The sequence below is a fragment of the Pseudomonas sp. D3 genome (assembly GCF_029320995.1).
Classification (GTDB): domain Bacteria; phylum Pseudomonadota; class Gammaproteobacteria; order Pseudomonadales; family Pseudomonadaceae; genus Aquipseudomonas; species Aquipseudomonas paraveronii.
Genome location: NZ_CP119772.1, coordinates 5,002,605 through 5,019,505, shown reverse-complemented (window position 1 = coordinate 5,019,505; position 16,901 = coordinate 5,002,605). Strand labels below are relative to the sequence as shown.

Genomic DNA, 16,901 nt, shown 5'->3' with positions numbered 1-16,901 from the left:
TTGCTCCCACATTTTTTTGGATGTACCCGAAACGCCGCAGGCCACCCTTACAGTTTTTTCTATCACTGCCGCCCGCGCTCGACTATTGTGGCAACTGTCCCCGTACACTTCTAAACTGTGCCGGTATGTTTCACACAAAAATAAAATACCCGTGAAATCGAGTGCTGCGTCATGACCAATCTGTTGCTTTACCAACGTATCGCCCAGCAACTGGCTGAGGATATCCGGCGCGGTGTCTATCAACCGGGCGAACGCGTGCCCTCGGTGCGCAAGATGAGCTCCCAGCTCAACGTCAGCCATGCCACGGTGTTGCAGGCCTACGCCAATCTGGAAGATCAGGGCTTGATTCGTGCGCGGCCACAGTCCGGGTATTACGTACACCAGACACCGGCGCTGACGGCACCGACGCCGGATATCGCCCGGGTCGAGCGCCCAGGGTTGGTGACCCGCAGCAGCATCATTCAGCAAGTGTTGGTGGAGTCGCGTCGTGAAGGCGTATTCCCACTGGGCGCGGCCGTGCCGAGTGTGGATTACTTGCCGGTACGTGCACTGCACCAGCAGTTGGCCAAGGTCACGCGCTTCCAGAGCCCACGGGCGTTCAGCTACATGTTCAGCCCCGGCTTCGAGCCGTTGCGCCGCCAGGTGGCGATCCGCATGCGCGATGCCGGCGTGGTGGTGGACCCTTCCGAAGTGGTGATCACCCACGGCTGCGTTGATGCGTTGCAGATGTCGCTGCGGGTGCTGACGCGGCCGGGCGACCTGATCGCCGCCGAGTCACCCACCTATTACGGCTTACTGCAGTTGGCGGACCTGTTGGGCCTCAAGGTCATAGAGATCCCCAGTGACCCCGCCACCGGCATGAGCCTCGAAGCCCTGCAATTGGCCGCCAATCAGTGGTCGATCAAGGCCCTGGTGCTGACCACGCGCCTGAGCAACCCTTTGGGTGGCACCATGCCCGAGGAACGGCAGAAACAATTGCTGCGCCTGGCGTCGGATTTCGATATCCAGATCGTCGAAGACGACATCTACGGCGAACTGATGTTCGAGCTGGGTCGCACCAAAGCCCTGAAAGCCTACGATCGCCTTGATCGCGTGATTTATTGCTCGAGCTTTTCCAAAACCTTGTCACCCGGCGTGCGCATTGGCTGGATGATTGCCGGTAAGTATCAGCAGGAAATCCAGCGCTTGCAGATGTTCAGCACGCATTCGGCGTGCAGCGTCACCCAAATGGGCGTCGCCGCGTACCTGGAGAACGGCGGTTACGATCGGCACCTGCGTTACATCCGCCAGGAATATCGCAAGAACCTCAGTGCTTTCCAACTGGCGGTTCAGCAGTATTTCCCCGAAGGCACCCAGATGACCCGTCCGACCGGCGGTTTTATCCTGTGGGTCAGTTTGCCGGGGCGGGTCAATACCCAGGAACTGCATGTGCGTGCATTGCAACAGGGCATCAGCATCGCACCGGGGTTGATCTTCAGTAATACGGAACAGTTCAACCACTGTATTCGTCTTAACTGCGGCACGCCGTGGAACCGCGAAGCAGAGCGGGCGCTGATGACCTTGGGGATGCTCGCCAGTCAGTTATGCCAGGAGACCGCTGTCGGTTTTTGAGGTTCGCCAAGCAGACAACGCGGATAGCTGGCTGATCACCGCGCTTGTCATGCTGCCCTCAACAAGCGAGCATATGGCCCTCTGCCGTTAATGCTGTTGGCAATATGACTTCTATTTTTCGCGCTGTTTTAGTGATTAGCCTGTTCGGCCTGAGTAATGTCGGCGCCACGCTGGCCGCAACGCCTGTGGTCAACCCAGCCCCCGCCGCGAGCACCGAGCAGAAAACGCCCGCAAAAAAAACGACCCCGGCCAAAAAAGCCTCGGCCACGAACAAAAAAAACACGCCGGTAAAAAAACGCGCGCCGGTTGCGAGCAAGTCCAAGTCCGCCCGCGAAGTGGCCCAGACCCAACTGCCACCGGCACAGTTGGATTTGTCCCTGCCCTCCGACATGGTCAGGCACTTGCAGCCCATCGGCAGCGTGCCCGCGCCCAAAAACGTACCGTTGCTGCCGCCAATGTTTGGCGAGAAGCCGTCTGACAACAGTGCATTCCAGATCAACGGCCGCCTGCTCAGCAATGAGATGAGGCTGCAACTGCGCAACGAAGAACGGCGAGACGTGGAAGGCGCGGCGCTGGATTTCGAATTCAAGCAATAAACTTTTCCTATGCAGGTGACGTCGACACTCGACCATCTGTCGCAGACTGGTCAGTCACTTTTTTTTTCTGCGAAAAACCCCTGTTAGACCATTTTAAAACGGCTGTTTAAGGGCGTACTCTAGCCCGGCCATCCCTATTGAGCCGTCGAGGACCTGCTGGTCATGAAATGCCGTGAAGGCTGTGGCGCTTGCTGCATCGCCCCCTCCATCAGTTCACCGCTGCCGGGAATGCCCCAGGGCAAACCTGCGGGCGAACGCTGTCTGCACCTGTCGGTCGAACACTTATGCCAGTTGTTCGGGCAACCGGAACGGCCTGCGGTGTGCAGTGCTTTCAAGGCGGATATCGAGGTCTGCGGCATCGACCAGGCCGATGCGATCAGGTTGATCGGCTGGTGGGAGCAGATGACGGCGGCTTGATGGGCTTTACTATCGGAACTTCAACAATAAGGAATACAACAATGGGTTCGCTGAAACGAATGGCTGTGTTGTGCGGTTTTACAGTGTTATTTGCTGCCACTGCTCAGGCTGAGGATTGGCAAGTCGCCAAGGATGAAGACGGGATCAAGGTGTCGCTGAGCGAAGTCGCCGGTTCCAAGTACAAGGCATATCGCGGTGTGACAGTGATCAAGGCACCCGTGGCCAAGATCGAGGCCTTGCAGGAGGACGCTGTCGGTGCCTGCACCTGGATTCATGAATGCAAATCGCAAAAACTGCTCAAGCAGGAAGGCAACAAGAGCTGGACCTACACCCAGTTCAAGGCACCGTTCCCGGTGACCGACCGCGATTCTATCCTGGAAATCACCACGTCCAAGGCTGCCGACGGCAGCGTGACCCGCACCCTGCTGGAAGTGCCGACCTATCAGCCGGAAGTGAAGGGCTACGTGCGCGTGGCCCAGGTCGAAGGCTACTGGAAACTGGTGCCTAAAGGTGCCAATGAAACCGAAGTGACCTACCAGGTACACACCGAGCCAGGCGGCAGCGTGCCTTCATGGTTGGCCAACAAGTTCGTGGTGGACGCCCCGTTCAACACCTTGAAAGCCCTGAAGGAACGCGCTGAGAAGTAAGCGCAGTTGATCCGGTGCCTGCGACCTTGAGTGGAACGTTTGCCGAACCCTCAAGGTCCAGATAGAAGTAAGCCCACACACGGGTTTTATCGAGGAGGCACCGATGCAAAATTGGCAGATTACCTTCGTTGATGATCACGGCGTGCAGTCCGTGGAGCGGTTCGCCTGCGACCGCAAGCCGAGCCTCGAGGATGCGGCACATATGATTCGCAACAAGCTGGTGCCGGTGGCCGCCGAACTGGACCTCAATGACCTGGACGGCCGCAAACCCGAGCCGACGGTCAAGATCCTCAAAGACCAGAACAGTATCCAGATCCTCGACATCTCTCCCGCCGCCTGAACATTCCCTGTATGCCATTCAAGCGCCTCTGGTGGAGGTGATAGCTTCGCGCTACTCTGCAAGTGAGATCAGCGAATGAATCGCTAAGGTCTGGTCTTGTCAGCTACATGCTTGTTTTCCAGCGGTGATGTCATTGTCGTAGCCCCCGCGCCAGTACGGCGCCGGCTAGGGAAGCACGGAAAGTCTATCCATCGGTTTGAGGAGGACGTTTCATGAGCACAGCCTATCAAGAAGACATCAGCACCAACGTTCTGCGCCGCATGAAAGAGGGCGGCTTCGATTTTTCACGGTTCCACCCCATCGAGTTCTACGCCATTTTCCCGGACGAGGAACGGGCGCGCAGGGCTGCGGGTCGATTTCGTGGCGAGTCCCTGAATGCCCAGGTCAGCGCGCGCGACGATGGCGCCTGGTACTTGGAACTGAGCAAGATCATGTTTGCAACCTACGACGGCATAGGAGACTTCGAGCAAGACTTTGAAGCGGTGGTCGAGCCGCTGGGCGGGATCATCGAAGGATGGGGCGTCAAGCAGGAGGTGCGTGGGTTACCCATGTAGCAGTATGAGAAACACAGCGTATCGGCTGACCTTTGGGTCGGCCGATTTTGTTTGTGGCGTCTGAAAGCGGGCGAAACTTGCGCTGTATTTTCAGACAAAAAAAAAGCCACCCGAGCAGGGTGGCCGAAAGGGAAGACCGAAGGAGTCGGTCGGTACACGAGGGCACACGGTACCGATTGCGCGATGGATTGGGCTGTAGGACGGGTCCTGTTCAGCAGATGGTGGTGATTATCCGCAACGCTGGCCGGGCATTGAAATCAACTCTGGCTATGCTGTTGATAGTCAAAGCCCGCATTGTGATGAAGCGTGCGGCCGGACGCTGGGCATTCTACGCACCAGGATGGTGCTCTTAGCTCTCCGTTATTATTTAACTCACTGATTTTTAAGTGTTTATGCCGCTGGCACGGGCCTTGCGATGATTCTCGCGTCCGGGTGACAAGGAGTACGGCATGATCCGCACTTATTACGACGAAATGTACGATGGGGCAGGGCAGGTTCGCCCCCATTACCGCGAGTTCGCCCGCTGGTTGGCTGAAACCCCTGCTGAATTGCTGGCCCAGCGCCGGCGCGAAGCCGATTTGCTGTTTCACCGCGCCGGGATCACCTTCACCCTTTACGGAGATGAACAGGGCACCGAGCGCTTGATTCCCTTCGACACCATCCCGCGCAGCATTCCGGCCAGTGAATGGCGGATTGTCGAACGTGGCTGCATTCAGCGGGTCAAGGCGCTGAATATGTTTCTCGCCGACCTCTACCATGAACAACGCATCATCAAGGCCGGAATCATCCCCGCCGAACAGGTGCTGGCCAACGAGCAATATCAGTTGGCAATGCAGGGGCTGAATCTGCACCGCGATCTGTATTCCCACGTCTCCGGCGTCGATCTCGTTCGCGATGGCGACGGCACCTACTACGTGCTGGAGGACAACCTGCGGACCCCGAGCGGCGTCAGCTACATGCTCGAAGACCGCAAGATGATGATGCGCCTGTTCCCCGAGCTGTTCGCGGCCCAGCGTATCGCGCCGATCGACCATTACCCCAACTTGCTGCTCGACACCCTGAAAAGCTCGAGCCCCCTGGATAACCCAAGTGTGGTGGTGCTGACTCCCGGGCGTTTCAACAGTGCGTTTTTTGAGCATGCCTTCCTCGCCCGGGAAATGGGCGTGGAGTTGGTGGAGGGCGCCGACCTGTTCGTGCGCGATGACCGCGTCTTCATGCGCACCACCGACGGTCCCAAGGCTGTGGACGTGATTTATCGGCGCCTCGACGATGCATTTCTCGACCCGTTGGCCTTCAACCCGGACTCCATGCTCGGCGTCCCCGGCCTGCTTGCCGCCTATCGTTCGGGCAACGTGGTGTTGGCCAACGCGATCGGCACCGGGGTGGCGGATGACAAGTCGGTGTATCCCTTTGTCACCGAGATGATCCGTTTTTACCTGGATGAAGAACCGATCCTGAAGAATGTTCCGACCTTCCAATGCCGTAAGCCCGACGAATTGTCCCACGTACTGGCTAACCTGCCGCACCTGGTGGTCAAGGAAACCCAAGGCTCCGGCGGCTACGGCATGCTCGTCGGTCCGGCCTCCACCGCGGCGGAAATCGAAGCCTTCCGCGCGCGTATCAAGGCCAAGCCCCATGCCTATATCGCACAGCCGACCCTGTGTTTATCCACCTGCCCGACCTTTGTCGAAAACGGTATCGCCCCGCGCCATATCGACCTGCGCCCGTTCGTGCTGTCCGGCAAGGAAACCCGTGTGGTGCCCGGCGGCCTGACCCGCGTGGCCTTGCGCGAAGGCTCGCTGGTGGTCAACTCGTCCCAGGGCGGCGGCACCAAAGACACTTGGGTGGTTGAGGACTGATGCCATGTTGAGTAGAACTGCCTCGGATTTGTACTGGATGTCGCGCTACCTGGAACGTGCGGAAAACCTCGCGCGCATGCTCGACGTCAGCTATTCGCTGTCGCTGATGCCCCAGGACGGACGCGGCGACGGTTTGCATGAGTTGGCCATGCCGTTGTTGATCACCGGCACCCTGGAGGACTACCACGCACGCCACGGCGAACTGCATGCCGAGCGCCTGCTGCACTTTTTCGCGCTGGACGCGGCCAACCCGGCCAGCATCTACAGTTGCCTCGGCGCTGCACGGGCGAGTGCCCATGCGGTGCGTGGGCGAATCACCGCCGACATGTGGGAAAACATCAATGCCACCTGGCTGGATATCCGCGATATCGCTCAGCAAGGCTTGAGCCGCTACGGCATGAGTCGGTTCTGTGAGTGGGTCAAGGAGCGTTCGCACCTGTTTCGTGGAGCGACCTACGGCACCATCATGCGTAACGATGCCTTCCGCTTTATCCGCCTGGGCACGTTCATCGAGCGCGCCGACAACACCCTGCGCCTGCTGGACGCGCGCTACGAAATGGCCGGCGACCAGGCCGACGCGGTCAGCGATGGCACGGCCCACGCGTACTACCAGTGGAGTGCCTTGTTGCGTGCGTTGTCGTCGTTCGAGGCCTACACCGAGATCTACCGCGACGCCCCCGGCGCCCGGCAAGTGGCGGAGCTGTTGCTGTTGCGTGCCGATGTGCCGCGCTCGTTGCGGGCCTGCAGCGAAGAGATCGACCAGATCCTCGCCAGCCTGCCCGGCCTCAACGGCCGCCCGGCCCAGCGCCTGGCCGCCGAAATGGACGCACGCCTGCGCTTTACCGCGATCGACGAAATCCTCGAGGAAGGCCTGCACGCCTGGCTGACCGACTTTATCCCCTTGGTCCGCCAGTTGGGCGACGCCATCTACAGTTCCTACCTGGAGGCGGCATGAGACTCTCCATCAGCCACGAAACCACCTACCACTACGACGATCAGGTGCGCGCAAGCATCCAGTACCTGCGCCTTACGCCCCACGACAGCGAGCGCCAGCGCGTAATCAGTTGGCAATTGGACCTGCCGCGTCCGGTGCGCGCCCAGGTCGACCCGTTCGGCAATATCCTGCATGTGCTGACCATGGACGAGCCCCACGACGCCATCATCATTGGCGCCCGTGGCCAGGTCGATATCGACGAGTTGCGCGAGGCTGAGCACGAGAGCCAGTCAGCCTTCCCGTTTCTGCGCAGCACGCGCCTGACCGAGCCTGACGAAGCCTTGCGTCGCTTTGCCGAGCAGCATTGCCATCAGCGCCGCGACCGCAGCGCCCTGATCGACCTGATGCACGCGCTCAACCATTCGATGGTCTACACACCTGGCGCCACCGAGGTCGACACCAGCGCCGCCGAGGCCTTCGCGGGGCGTGCGGGTGTCTGCCAGGACCACACCCACGCGTTCCTGGCCTGTGCGCGCAGCCTCGGGATTCCAGCGCGGTATGTGTCGGGGTATTTGTACACCGAGGACAGCACGCACCTGGCCAGTCACGCCTGGGCCGAAGCCTGGCTGGACGACGCCTGGTACAGCTTTGACGTGACCAACCAACTGGCGCGGCCGGAGCGCCACCTGAAACTGGCCGTGGGCCTGGATTATCTGGACGCTTGCCCGGTGCGCGGCATGCGTCGCGGCGGCGGGCATGAGCAGATGCATGCCAAGGTGTTTGTGGCGCCGACGCCGCTGGTTTTGGTGCAGCAGCAATAACTCAGGGCTGCTGCTTACGTCCGGCCATATGCTTCAAATACCCCACCAACAACGCTAGCTCGCTGTCGGGCAACACCCCGGCGGCGAAGGCCGGCATTTTCGCCTGGGGCCAGCGGCGCAGGCTTTGCGGGTCGCGGATATAGCGCTTGAGGAAATCGCCGCTGAAGTATTCGGTGGGGTTATAGGGAATGTTCAGGTCCGGCCCCACCTGTGCATCGCCAGCCCCATTGAGGCGGTGACAGGCCATGCAGTTTTTCTGGAACAGCGCAAAGCCTTGGTTGACAGGATCATCCGCACTCAGCTTCGGGTCGGGCAACAACGCCGGAAAGCGCTCGGCGACCGTCTGCAACTGCTTGATCCCTGCGATCTGGAACGGCCATTGCTCGGGGCTGATGTGCCCGGCCTGAGGGTTCGTCCACACCAGGTAGAACGGCCCGGCACTCGGTTTGCCCTCGGCCAGCGCGGGCCACGGCTGGGTGGGATCTTCCACCGCCAGCCAGGCGCGGGCGCCGTGTGTTTCCAGCAAAGGCGCGGCGCTCAGTTCGGCGGCGAACCCATCGAGAGCAACGGCCTGCAGATGGTTTTCTGCCTGCAGACCCGGTAAGAGTACCGCCAGCGGGACTGCGCGATACGTCATGTTGCGCTTGTAGGAAACGTCATCAACGATATGCACCGTCTGTGCAGCGGGGTGCTTGAGCAGGTCGGCGGTCTGCCAGGTCTTGCTGGCGTGGTCCAACTCAATGCTCAACTGCGCGGCGGTAGCGGGCAGGGCGAGGAACACGGCGAGGAGGGCGAGGATCGATTTCAAGAGGGAGGCCCGGTGCGAGAGGGAATGGCGCCTAAGATAGCGGAAATTTCGCAGGCAAAACGGCAGCCCCTGCAACAGGACCGCTATTCGCAATGTCCCGGCAGGCGCTGCCAAAAACGCTAATCCTGATGCACAGAATGGGGTGTGTGATTCGTCAGCCAAGAACCTTGGTCAGGTTGGGCAGGATCAGAATCAGTGTGGTGGCGAACAGAATAAGTCCCGCCTGACGTACTTTCGAATGCTTGAACATGGCTGACTGCCTTTTGTTGTTATTCCTGAGCGTCAAATGCGTGCCGGTTTATTTCAGTATCGCAACGTGACGTGTCACTTTTCTTACAGTTGCTCCAGCAAAACCCGGCAGCAACTTCCTACTGAGTGAACCTTAGAGCCCTCGTTCTGCCTGGCTTAGATCCATTTCATATCACCTTGCCGTATATTTTAGTTAAATAGGTATGAGGCCTATCGCCATCTTGGCGCCAATGCCTTGGCTAGACCGCTAAAACGATTAATCAAAGGATTGCACTCGCCCGCTACCGTTCGTCCGAGCGAGGGGGTCAAAAGCAATGAGCGCATCCGTCATTGAAACCGTGTCAATCGGGCCTAAGGTAAGGGCACACCTGCACAGCGGTTCGAGGACGTCATGACCCAAGCTTTGATCTTTGATGCGATACGCACGCCCCGGGGCAAAGGCAAGGCCGACGGTGCCTTGTACAGCGTCAAGCCGGTAAACCTGGTGGCAGGTTTGCTGACTGCGCTGGCCCGGCGCAGCGACCTCGACACCCGCCAGGTGGATGACATCGTCCTCGGCTGCGTCACCCCCGTGGGGGACCAGGGCGCCGACATCGCCAAGACCGCCGCGCTGGTGGCGGACTGGGACGTCAGCGTCGCCGGTCTCCAGGTCAACCGCTTCTGCGCCTCGGGCCTTGAGGCGGTGAACCTGGGGGCGATGAAAGTGCGCTCCGGCTTCGAGGACCTGGTGGTAGTCGGTGGCGTCGAGTCGATGTCCCGCGTACCCATGGGCAGCGATGGCGGCGCCTGGGTGCTCGACCCACAAACCAACCTGCACAGTCACTTCACGCCCCAAGGCATTGGCGCGGACTTGATCGCAACCCTGGAAGGCTTCAGTCGTCAGGACGTTGACGCCTTTGCCCTGCATTCCCAGCAGAAAGCAGCCAGGGCGCGCTCAGACGGTTCCTTCAATAAGTCGCTGATCGCGGTGCAGGACCAGAACGGCATTGTGCTGTTGGACCACGATGAATTTGTCCGTGCCGACTCCACGCTCGAAGGCCTGGGCAAGCTCAAGCCCAGCTTCGAGATGATCGGGCAGATGGGCTTTGACGCCACAGCGCTGCGGGTCTACAGCCATGTCGAGCGGATCGACCATGTCCACACCCCCGGCAACAGCTCCGGTATCGTCGACGGTGCCGCGTTGATGTTGATCGGCTCGGAGGCCAAGGGCCGCGAGTTGGGCCTGCAACCGCGGGCGCGGATTGTCGCCACGGCGGTCACCAGCACCGACCCTACGATCATGCTCACCGGCCCGGCGCCGGCCACACGCAAGGCGTTGGCCAAGGCTGGGCTGCGCGTCGAAGACATCGACCTGTTCGAGGTCAACGAGGCCTTCGCCTCGGTGGTACTCAAGTTCATCAAGGACATGCGCATCGACGCCGCCCGGGTCAACGTCAACGGCGGCTCGATCGCCATGGGCCACCCGCTGGGTGCCACGGGTTGCGCGATCCTCGGCACCTTGCTCGACGAGCTGGAAGTGCGCCAACAACGCTACGGCCTGGCCACCCTGTGTGTCGGCGGTGGTATGGGCATCGCTACCATTATCGAACGCCTCTGAGCCCAAGGAATTGTCATGACCGAAGCCATTCGTTACGAAAAGGACCAGGACCAGATCGTGGTGCTGACCCTCGACATGCCTGGCCAGAGCGCCAACACCATGAACGCCGCGTACCGCGAGGCCATGGCGGCCACCGTGACGCGTCTGCAAGCGGAAAAGCACGGGATCGCCGGCGTGGTCATCACCTCGGCGAAGAAGACGTTCTTTGCCGGCGGCGACCTCAATGAATTGATCAAGGTCGACAAGGCTCACGCCAAGGCATTCTCCGACAGTGTGCGGGTATTGAAGGCGCAACTGCGCAGCCTGGAAACCCTTGGCAAGCCGGTGGTTGCCGCAATCAATGGCGCAGCCCTCGGCGGCGGCTGGGAGATTTGCCTGGCGTGTCATTACCGGGTCGCGCTGGACGACCAGTCGGTACAGCTCGGTCTGCCGGAAGTCACCCTGGGCCTGTTGCCGGGCGGCGGTGGCGTGGTGCGGATGGTGCGCCTGTTGGGCTTGGAAAAAGCCCTGCCCTATTTGCTGGAGGGTAAAAAAATCCGACCGCAGCAGGCCCTGCAAGCCGGCTTGATCGACGCATTGGCGGCGGATCGCGACGAACTGCTGGCCAAGGCCCGCGTCTGGATTCTCGCCCACCCTGAGGCCGCGCAACCTTGGGACAACAAGACCTACCAGATCCCCGGAGGCACGCCGTCTAGCCCGAAAGTCGCGCAGATGCTCGCCATCGCGCCATCGATCCTGCGCAGCAAAACCCATGGCTGCTTCCCGGCTCCGGAGAAAATTCTCTGCGCCGCGGTGGAAGGCGCCCAGGTGGATTTCGACACCGCACACCTGATCGAAACCCGCTACTTCACCGAATTGGTCACCGGGCAGGTGGCGAAAAACATGATCGGCACCTTCTGGTTCCAGCTCAATGAGATCAACGCCGGGCGTTCGCGTCCCCAGGGCTTTGCGCCTTACGTAACGCGTAAAGTCGGTGTGCTCGGTGCCGGGATGATGGGCGCGGGGATTGCCTACGTCAGCGCTTGCGCAGGCGTTGAGGTGGTGCTCAAGGACATCGACCTTGCGGCCGCCGAGAAAGGCAAGGCGCACTCGGCTACGCTGTTGGACAAGAAGGTCAGCCGTGGGCAATTGACCGCCGAGCAGCGCGAAGCCACCTTGGCGCGTATTTATCCTACGCAGTCTGACGCCGACCTGGCCGGCTGCGACCTGATCATCGAAGCCGTGTTCGAAGACCGTGAGCTCAAAGCCAAGGTCAATGCCGCCGCGCAAAACGTGGTCGGCACCGAGGCGGTAATCGCTTCCAACACCTCCACCTTGCCCATCAGCGGCCTGGCCACGGCGGTGTCGGATCAAACCAAGTTCATTGGCCTGCACTTCTTCAGCCCGGTGGACAAGATGCCGCTGGTGGAAATCATCAAGGGCACACAGACCTCGGACGAAACCCTGGCGCGTGGTTTCGACTTCGTCCTGCAAATCCACAAAACCCCGATTGTGGTCAACGACAGTCGCGGCTTCTTCACCTCTCGGGTGTTCGGCACGTTCACCAACGAAGGCATCGCCATGCTCGGCGAAGGCGTGGCTGCGCCTATGATCGAGACCGAAGCGCGCAAGGCCGGTATGCCGGTGGGGCCGCTGGCGGTGTCCGATGAAGTGTCCCTCAGCCTGATGAGCCATATCCGACAGCAGACAGCCAAGGATCTGCAGGCCGAAGGTAAAGCGCCGACGACCCATCCGGCGACGCAGGTGATTGATCTGTTGGTCAACGAGTACAAACGCACGGGCAAGGCGGCGGGGGGCGGCTTCTATGAATACCCCGCAGGTGGGCAGAAGTATTTGTGGCCGGAACTGAAAAGCCGATTCGAGCGCCCCGACCAACGCATTTCAGCACAGGATGTGCGCGACCGTTTGTTGTTTATCCAGGCCATCGAAACCGTGCGCTGCGTGGAGGAGGGCGTGTTGATGTCCACGGCGGATGCCAACGTCGGCTCGATCTTCGGCATCGGCTTTGCTGCGTGGACGGGTGGCGCGTTGCAATTTATCAACCAGTACGGCTTGAATGACTTTATTGCGCGCGCGCGCTACCTGGCCGAGCAGTATGGCGAACGCTTCGCGCCGCCGGCGTTGTTGCTGCGAAAAGCCGCACAGGGTGAAGTATTTGCCTGACCACAACCCTGCCCGCTGAACCACAGCGATCCACTGTGCGCGGGCTTGCGTTGCGGGGGTATTTCAAGGCAGGCTCTGTGGGTGTTCAATATTCCCATCGCCGTGTCAGGTATTTTTTATGTCGCTACGCGTCTGCATCCTGGAAACCGATATCCTGCGTCCAGGCTTGATTGATCAGTACCAAGGTTACGGGCAGATGTTCAAGCGCCTGTTCTCCAAGCAGCCGATCCCCGCCGAGTTTGTCGTGTACAACGTGGTGCAGGGTGAATACCCCTCGGATGATGAGGTGTTTGACGCGTACCTGGTGACCGGCAGCAAGGCCGACTCGTTTGGCACCGACCCTTGGATTCAGACGCTCAAAACCTACCTGCTCGAGCGCTATGAGCGCGGCGACAAGTTGTTGGGCATCTGTTTCGGCCACCAATTGCTGGCGCTGCTGCTAGGCGGCAAGACCGAGCGCGCCGGCCAGGGCTGGGGCATGGGCATCCACGATTACAAAATCGGTGCCAAAGCGCCGTGGATGAGCCCTGAGGTGCCAGAGCTGACGTTGTTGATCAGTCATCAGGATCAGGTGACCACCTTGCCGGAAAATGCCACGGTCATCGCTTCCAGCGAGTTTTGCCCGTTCGCTGCGTACCATATCGGCGACCAGGTGCTGTGTTTCCAGGGGCACCCGGAGTTCATTCACGACTATTCCCGCGAGTTGTTGGAGATTCTTCAGACAACCTTGGGCGAGAAAGTCTACAAGAATGGCGTCGCCAGCCTGGAGCGCGACCACCACGGTGTGACCGTGGCGGAGTGGATGATGCGCTTTGTCACGCATAAGCCCGAAGCCAAGGTTAATGCCTAAAGCCAGCCCGAACGCTTGAAGCTGGCCCACAACCCGCTACAGCCGACGGCGATGAACCCCAGCACGGCAAAATAGCCGTAGTGCCATTGCAGCTCGGGCATGTTCTGGAAGTTCATCCCGTAAATCCCCGCCACGGCCGTGGGGAACGCCAGGATCGCCGCCCACGCGGCGAACTTGCGCTGCACCACACTCTGGCGCGAGGCCTCCAGCAACACACCGATCTCGATGGTCTGGCTGGCGATGTCGCGCAGGGTGGCCAGGTCTTCCATCTGTCGTGTGACGTGGATTTGTACATCACGAAAATACGGCCGCATGTTCTTGTCGATAAACGGGAAACTCAGTTTCTGCAGTTCCTCGCTGATCTCCACCATCGGTGCCACGTAGCGGCGCAGGCGCAGCACGTCACGGCGCAGGCCGTGGAGGTTCTGGATATCGTGCTCATTGAGTGAGCTGCACAGCACGTTGCGCTCCAGTTCATCGATCTCGGCGTGGATGGCCTCGCTTACCGGCTGGTAATTTTCGGTGACGAAATCCAGCAGCGCATAGAGTACGAAATCTTCCCCATGCTCTAGCAGCAGTGGCCGCGCCTCACAGCGCTGGCGTACAAAGCCGTAGGACGCTGAGTGCCCGTTGCGCGCAGTGATGATGTAGCCGTTGCCGGCAAAGATATGGGTCTCGATAAACACCAGCTTGCCGTTTTCGCGCACCGGTGAATAAGTGACGATAAACAGCGCGTCGCCGAAGGTTTCCAGCTTGGGGCGGCTGTGTTTTTCCAGGGCGTCTTCGATGGCCAGTTCATGCAGGTTGAACTGGCGTTGCAGGTTGGCCAGCTCGCGGGCGTCGGGCTCTTCCAGGCCGATCCAGACAAAATGCCCAGGTTTGGCGGCCCAGGCCGCGCCTTCGTCGAGGGTGATATCGGTAACTTTCTTTCCCGCGTTGTAAACAGCGGCCGCAACAACTCTACCCATGGTGCCTATCACTTCTTATCAGGGGGACAGATGTTGGGCAGCTTAGCTGGAAGCGAGTTCTATTGTTACGGCACTTTGCAATTGCTGGTCCATCGCCTGGATGCATTCATCCATCTGCGCGTAGCAGGCTTGCATCAACGCCGGGATGTCATCAACCGTCAGGCCGGTGGTAGGAATCGGCGGCAGCGAGCGTATGAGCACATCACCACTGTTCCAGCGATTGAGCCGCATATGCGTGACGTAATTGCTTACACACACCTGCACGATGGGCACGCCGGCGGCAATCGCCATGTGGAACGCGCCTTTCTTGAACGGCAGCAGGCCCTTGCCCAAGTTACGCGTGCCTTCCGGGAATACCCAGATCGACGTGTCCTTATGCTGCAACGTCTTGGTGGTGGTGAGCATCGCACTGCGAGCCTTTTGCGCATTGCTGCGGTCGATCAGCACGTTGCCAGCCAGCCAGAACAACTGGCCGAACAAAGGCACCCATTTCAGGCTTTTCTTGGCGATACACACAGTGCGGTGCGGCACCACGGTACCCAGCACAAACAGGTCATAGTTGGACTGGTGGTTGGCAATGATCAGGCAACTGCCGGGCTTGTTGCGCAGCGAATCCACATCGGTCTCGACTCGCAATCCGAGTATCCGCATCGCGGGCAGTGCATACAGGCGCGCGCACAGACGGCTGTTGTCCGGGTTGAACGGCCGACAGATCCCCAGCAACACGCCCAATCCACCGGCGAGCATAAAGTGCAGCCCCATCAATAACATACGCAACATAAACAGCATCGACGCGGCCCATCGAGAGAAAAGGTGGCGCAGTGTACGGATGTGCACTGTATTCGGCAATTGCCCGGTAGAGGTAGGAGATAGGCGATGTTTAAGTACATGTTTCAACAATTGCCAGCAGAGGCTGACTAGAGCGGCTAAGGAGGATTCGAATTTATTTGTAAGAAAAAGCCCGACTCAAGGTCGGGCTCTGGCGCAACAGGTGTGGGGACTTAGCTAAGGATATGGCCCTGGTCCTGGATGATTGCCTCATCCAGGGCTTCCAACAGTGCCTTGCGCACTTTCAGTTTGGTCTGCTTGTGGGCATTCATATTGAGCTTCTTCAACTGCCGGGCCGCCTCCAGCGCCGCCGTGTGCAATGCGTCCGGCGCCACCACCTTATCGAGGAAGCCGGCTTGCAAGGCGCCTTGCGGGTCGAACATCTCGGCATTGATCACCGAGCGGTGAAACGCCGACTTGCGCAGACGATCCCGCGCCAATTCGATACCGGCGTGGTGCATGGTCATGCCGATCGCCACTTCATTCAGGCCAATGCTGAACGGGCCCTCGACCCCGATCCGATAATCCGCCGACAACAGCAGGAAAGCGCCCTTGGCCACCGCATGCCCAGGGCACGCGACGATCACCGGGAACGGATGCGCCAACAGGCGCCGCGCCAGCGTCGAGCCCGACGTCACCAGGCCGATGGCCTCTTTAGGGCCAGCGGTCATCACTTTCAAATCATAGCCACCCGACAGAATCCCCGGCGTCCCGGTGATGATCACCACCGCCCGATCCTTCTCGGCCTGATCCAGTGCTTCATTAAACGCACTGACCACCGCCGGAGAAATGGCATTTACCTTGCCGTTGCTCAAGGTCAGGGTCGCGATACCGTCTTCCAGGTGGTAGGAGATCAACTCACTCATGACGCGGTTCCTTGTAGGACTTGTTATAGAGGTGCATGCGCAGACGTTACCCACCACGCCCGCCCTGGTAAAGCGCCGTGACTGACTGGCCGGTCAGGCTTTCCCTCGATACCCGGCGGTAAACCGCCTAGGCAGGGCGCAGCAACCGTCCCAGACGCGTGTTGCCTATGCCTGAGAATGGCAGAATCATCGCCCTCACATGGCCCGTCACGGAATACCGGTCTAACCGCATGAAAATTCTGAAAAAAACCTTTGCCATCAGAAAGGCTTTCGACTACATTAGCGCGCCTCGACAGACTGAACTGGTTTGACGAGATACGGTGAAGTGTCCGAGTGGCTTAAGGAGCACGCCTGGAAAGTGTGTATACAAGAAATTGTATCGAGAGTTCGAATCTCTCCTTCACCGCCACATTCTGCAAACACAAACCCCTGATTTTCCTAGAGAAAGTCGGGGGTTTGTGGTTTCTGGCGTCCAAAAAGTAACGTCATGGGAGCAATATGGGACTGGCGTTCTATTCTGGTGCGGAAAGTAGAGTCAGTGGTTGAGTTCGACCCAAAACTACTGGTCTATGTCTTAACAACACCAAAAGCGCTTCCATTGTCGTTCCATAGATCCTGCTGATGACACTGGCAGGATACGCAGGCGGCGTTCTTATTCCACAGACTGGTCATGCTTAGCTCACCACGTGGCCGATTGTGGCTAAAGCCTTTAGTTAGCTAGCTAACGTATTGGCTCATAAAAATGAGACCACGATTAAAGTTAGCGGATATCTTGCCGAATATAGTTAATGCC

The 16,901-nt window shown here is 59.5% G+C and carries 16 protein-coding genes and 1 tRNA gene; 13 read left to right on the top strand and 4 right to left on the bottom strand.

Annotation, left to right across the window (positions count from 1 at the left end):
- Positions 1 to 171 precede the first annotated feature (171 nt).
- The 9 genes from P3S72_RS23100 (at position 172) to P3S72_RS23060 (ending at position 7,779) form a co-directional block, all read left to right on the top strand.
- Positions 172 to 1,611, top strand: a complete 1,440-nt coding sequence (locus P3S72_RS23100; protein WP_276194378.1) for a PLP-dependent aminotransferase family protein — start codon at positions 172 to 174, stop codon at positions 1,609 to 1,611.
- Positions 1,612 to 1,715: 104 nt separating this feature from the next.
- Positions 1,716 to 2,207, top strand: coding sequence for a translation initiation factor 2 (locus tag P3S72_RS23095; protein ID WP_276194377.1), 492 nt, complete (start codon positions 1,716 to 1,718; stop codon positions 2,205 to 2,207).
- 162 nt (positions 2,208 to 2,369) lie between these two features.
- Positions 2,370 to 2,624 carry a YkgJ family cysteine cluster protein gene (locus P3S72_RS23090; protein WP_276194376.1) on the top strand — a complete coding sequence of 85 codons (255 nt, stop codon included), beginning with the start codon at positions 2,370 to 2,372 and terminating at the stop codon, positions 2,622 to 2,624.
- 41 nt (positions 2,625 to 2,665) lie between these two features.
- The gene (locus P3S72_RS23085; protein WP_276194375.1) at positions 2,666 to 3,271 is read left to right on the top strand and encodes an START domain-containing protein; all 606 of its coding nucleotides are present in this window, start codon (positions 2,666 to 2,668) and stop codon (positions 3,269 to 3,271) included.
- A 103-nt stretch (positions 3,272 to 3,374) separates the two neighbouring features.
- Positions 3,375 to 3,611: a hypothetical protein gene (locus tag P3S72_RS23080; RefSeq protein WP_247402633.1), complete on the top strand. Its 237-nt coding sequence runs from the start codon at positions 3,375 to 3,377 to the stop codon at positions 3,609 to 3,611.
- A gap of 212 nt (positions 3,612 to 3,823) precedes the next feature.
- A complete protein-coding gene (locus P3S72_RS23075; protein WP_003193463.1) occupies positions 3,824 to 4,165 on the top strand; it encodes a ribonuclease E inhibitor RraB in 342 nt (113 codons plus the stop codon).
- 449 nt (positions 4,166 to 4,614) lie between these two features.
- Positions 4,615 to 6,024, top strand: a complete 1,410-nt coding sequence (locus tag P3S72_RS23070; protein ID WP_276194374.1) for a circularly permuted type 2 ATP-grasp protein — start codon at positions 4,615 to 4,617, stop codon at positions 6,022 to 6,024.
- 4 nt (positions 6,025 to 6,028) lie between these two features.
- The gene (locus P3S72_RS23065; RefSeq protein ID WP_276194373.1) at positions 6,029 to 6,979 is read left to right on the top strand and encodes an alpha-E domain-containing protein; all 951 of its coding nucleotides are present in this window, start codon (positions 6,029 to 6,031) and stop codon (positions 6,977 to 6,979) included.
- Complete coding sequence (locus P3S72_RS23060) at positions 6,976 to 7,779, top strand: transglutaminase family protein (RefSeq protein ID WP_276194372.1); 804 nt, start codon at positions 6,976 to 6,978, stop codon at positions 7,777 to 7,779. Before P3S72_RS23065 ends, P3S72_RS23060 begins: the two co-directional genes overlap by 4 nt.
- A gap of 1 nt (position 7,780) precedes the next feature.
- Here P3S72_RS23060 and P3S72_RS23055 read toward each other — a convergent pair whose 3' ends face one another.
- Positions 7,781 to 8,587, bottom strand: a complete 807-nt coding sequence (locus P3S72_RS23055; protein ID WP_276194371.1) for a cytochrome c — start codon at positions 8,585 to 8,587, stop codon at positions 7,781 to 7,783.
- Between the two features lie 640 nt (positions 8,588 to 9,227).
- On the opposite strand from P3S72_RS23055, the gene P3S72_RS23050 reads away from it, so the two are divergent.
- From P3S72_RS23050 to P3S72_RS23040, 3 genes are all read left to right on the top strand, one after another.
- A complete protein-coding gene (locus P3S72_RS23050; protein ID WP_276194370.1) occupies positions 9,228 to 10,433 on the top strand; it encodes an acetyl-CoA C-acetyltransferase in 1,206 nt (401 codons plus the stop codon).
- 15 nt (positions 10,434 to 10,448) lie between these two features.
- Complete coding sequence (locus P3S72_RS23045) at positions 10,449 to 12,596, top strand: 3-hydroxyacyl-CoA dehydrogenase NAD-binding domain-containing protein (protein WP_276194369.1); 2,148 nt, start codon at positions 10,449 to 10,451, stop codon at positions 12,594 to 12,596.
- A 118-nt stretch (positions 12,597 to 12,714) separates the two neighbouring features.
- Positions 12,715 to 13,446: an amidotransferase gene (locus tag P3S72_RS23040; RefSeq protein WP_276194368.1), complete on the top strand. Its 732-nt coding sequence runs from the start codon at positions 12,715 to 12,717 to the stop codon at positions 13,444 to 13,446.
- On the opposite strand, the gene P3S72_RS23035 is transcribed toward P3S72_RS23040, so the two are convergent.
- The 3 genes from P3S72_RS23035 to P3S72_RS23025 all read right to left on the bottom strand — a co-directional run bounded on the left by P3S72_RS23035 (position 13,443) and on the right by P3S72_RS23025 (position 16,108).
- Complete coding sequence (locus tag P3S72_RS23035) at positions 13,443 to 14,414, bottom strand: magnesium and cobalt transport protein CorA (protein ID WP_276194367.1); 972 nt, start codon at positions 14,412 to 14,414, stop codon at positions 13,443 to 13,445. The genes P3S72_RS23040 and P3S72_RS23035 overlap by 4 nt on opposite strands.
- 42 nt (positions 14,415 to 14,456) lie before the next feature.
- Positions 14,457 to 15,203 (bottom strand): 1-acylglycerol-3-phosphate O-acyltransferase, encoded by a 747-nt coding sequence (locus tag P3S72_RS23030; RefSeq protein WP_276194366.1) that lies wholly within the window; start codon positions 15,201 to 15,203, stop codon positions 14,457 to 14,459.
- Between the two features lie 212 nt (positions 15,204 to 15,415).
- Positions 15,416 to 16,108: a crotonase/enoyl-CoA hydratase family protein gene (locus P3S72_RS23025; protein WP_247405379.1), complete on the bottom strand. Its 693-nt coding sequence runs from the start codon at positions 16,106 to 16,108 to the stop codon at positions 15,416 to 15,418.
- Between the two features lie 319 nt (positions 16,109 to 16,427).
- Here P3S72_RS23025 and P3S72_RS23020 point away from each other — a divergent pair.
- A tRNA-Ser gene (locus P3S72_RS23020) sits at positions 16,428 to 16,517 on the top strand.
- Positions 16,518 to 16,901 lie beyond the last annotated feature (384 nt).

Bases quoted from the DNA above. Each gene is read 5' to 3' on its own strand.
- P3S72_RS23100 (WP_276194378.1), top strand. From the start codon at position 172: ATGACCAATCTGTTGCTTTACCAACGTATCGCCCAGCAACTGGCTGAG.
- P3S72_RS23095 (WP_276194377.1), top strand. From the start codon at position 1,716: ATGACTTCTATTTTTCGCGCTGTTTTAGTGATTAGCCTGTTCGGCCTG.
- P3S72_RS23090 (WP_276194376.1), top strand. From the start codon at position 2,370: ATGAAATGCCGTGAAGGCTGTGGCGCTTGCTGCATCGCCCCCTCCATC.
- P3S72_RS23085 (WP_276194375.1), top strand. From the start codon at position 2,666: ATGGGTTCGCTGAAACGAATGGCTGTGTTGTGCGGTTTTACAGTGTTA.
- P3S72_RS23080 (WP_247402633.1), top strand. From the start codon at position 3,375: ATGCAAAATTGGCAGATTACCTTCGTTGATGATCACGGCGTGCAGTCC.
- P3S72_RS23075 (WP_003193463.1), top strand. From the start codon at position 3,824: ATGAGCACAGCCTATCAAGAAGACATCAGCACCAACGTTCTGCGCCGC.
- P3S72_RS23070 (WP_276194374.1), top strand. From the start codon at position 4,615: ATGATCCGCACTTATTACGACGAAATGTACGATGGGGCAGGGCAGGTT.
- P3S72_RS23065 (WP_276194373.1), top strand. From the start codon at position 6,029: ATGTTGAGTAGAACTGCCTCGGATTTGTACTGGATGTCGCGCTACCTG.
- P3S72_RS23060 (WP_276194372.1), top strand. From the start codon at position 6,976: ATGAGACTCTCCATCAGCCACGAAACCACCTACCACTACGACGATCAG.
- P3S72_RS23050 (WP_276194370.1), top strand. From the start codon at position 9,228: ATGACCCAAGCTTTGATCTTTGATGCGATACGCACGCCCCGGGGCAAA.
- P3S72_RS23045 (WP_276194369.1), top strand. From the start codon at position 10,449: ATGACCGAAGCCATTCGTTACGAAAAGGACCAGGACCAGATCGTGGTG.
- P3S72_RS23040 (WP_276194368.1), top strand. From the start codon at position 12,715: ATGTCGCTACGCGTCTGCATCCTGGAAACCGATATCCTGCGTCCAGGC.
- P3S72_RS23035 (WP_276194367.1), bottom strand. From the start codon at position 14,414: ATGGGTAGAGTTGTTGCGGCCGCTGTTTACAACGCGGGAAAGAAAGTT.
- P3S72_RS23030 (WP_276194366.1), bottom strand. From the start codon at position 15,203: ATGCTGTTTATGTTGCGTATGTTATTGATGGGGCTGCACTTTATGCTC.
- P3S72_RS23025 (WP_247405379.1), bottom strand. From the start codon at position 16,108: ATGAGTGAGTTGATCTCCTACCACCTGGAAGACGGTATCGCGACCCTG.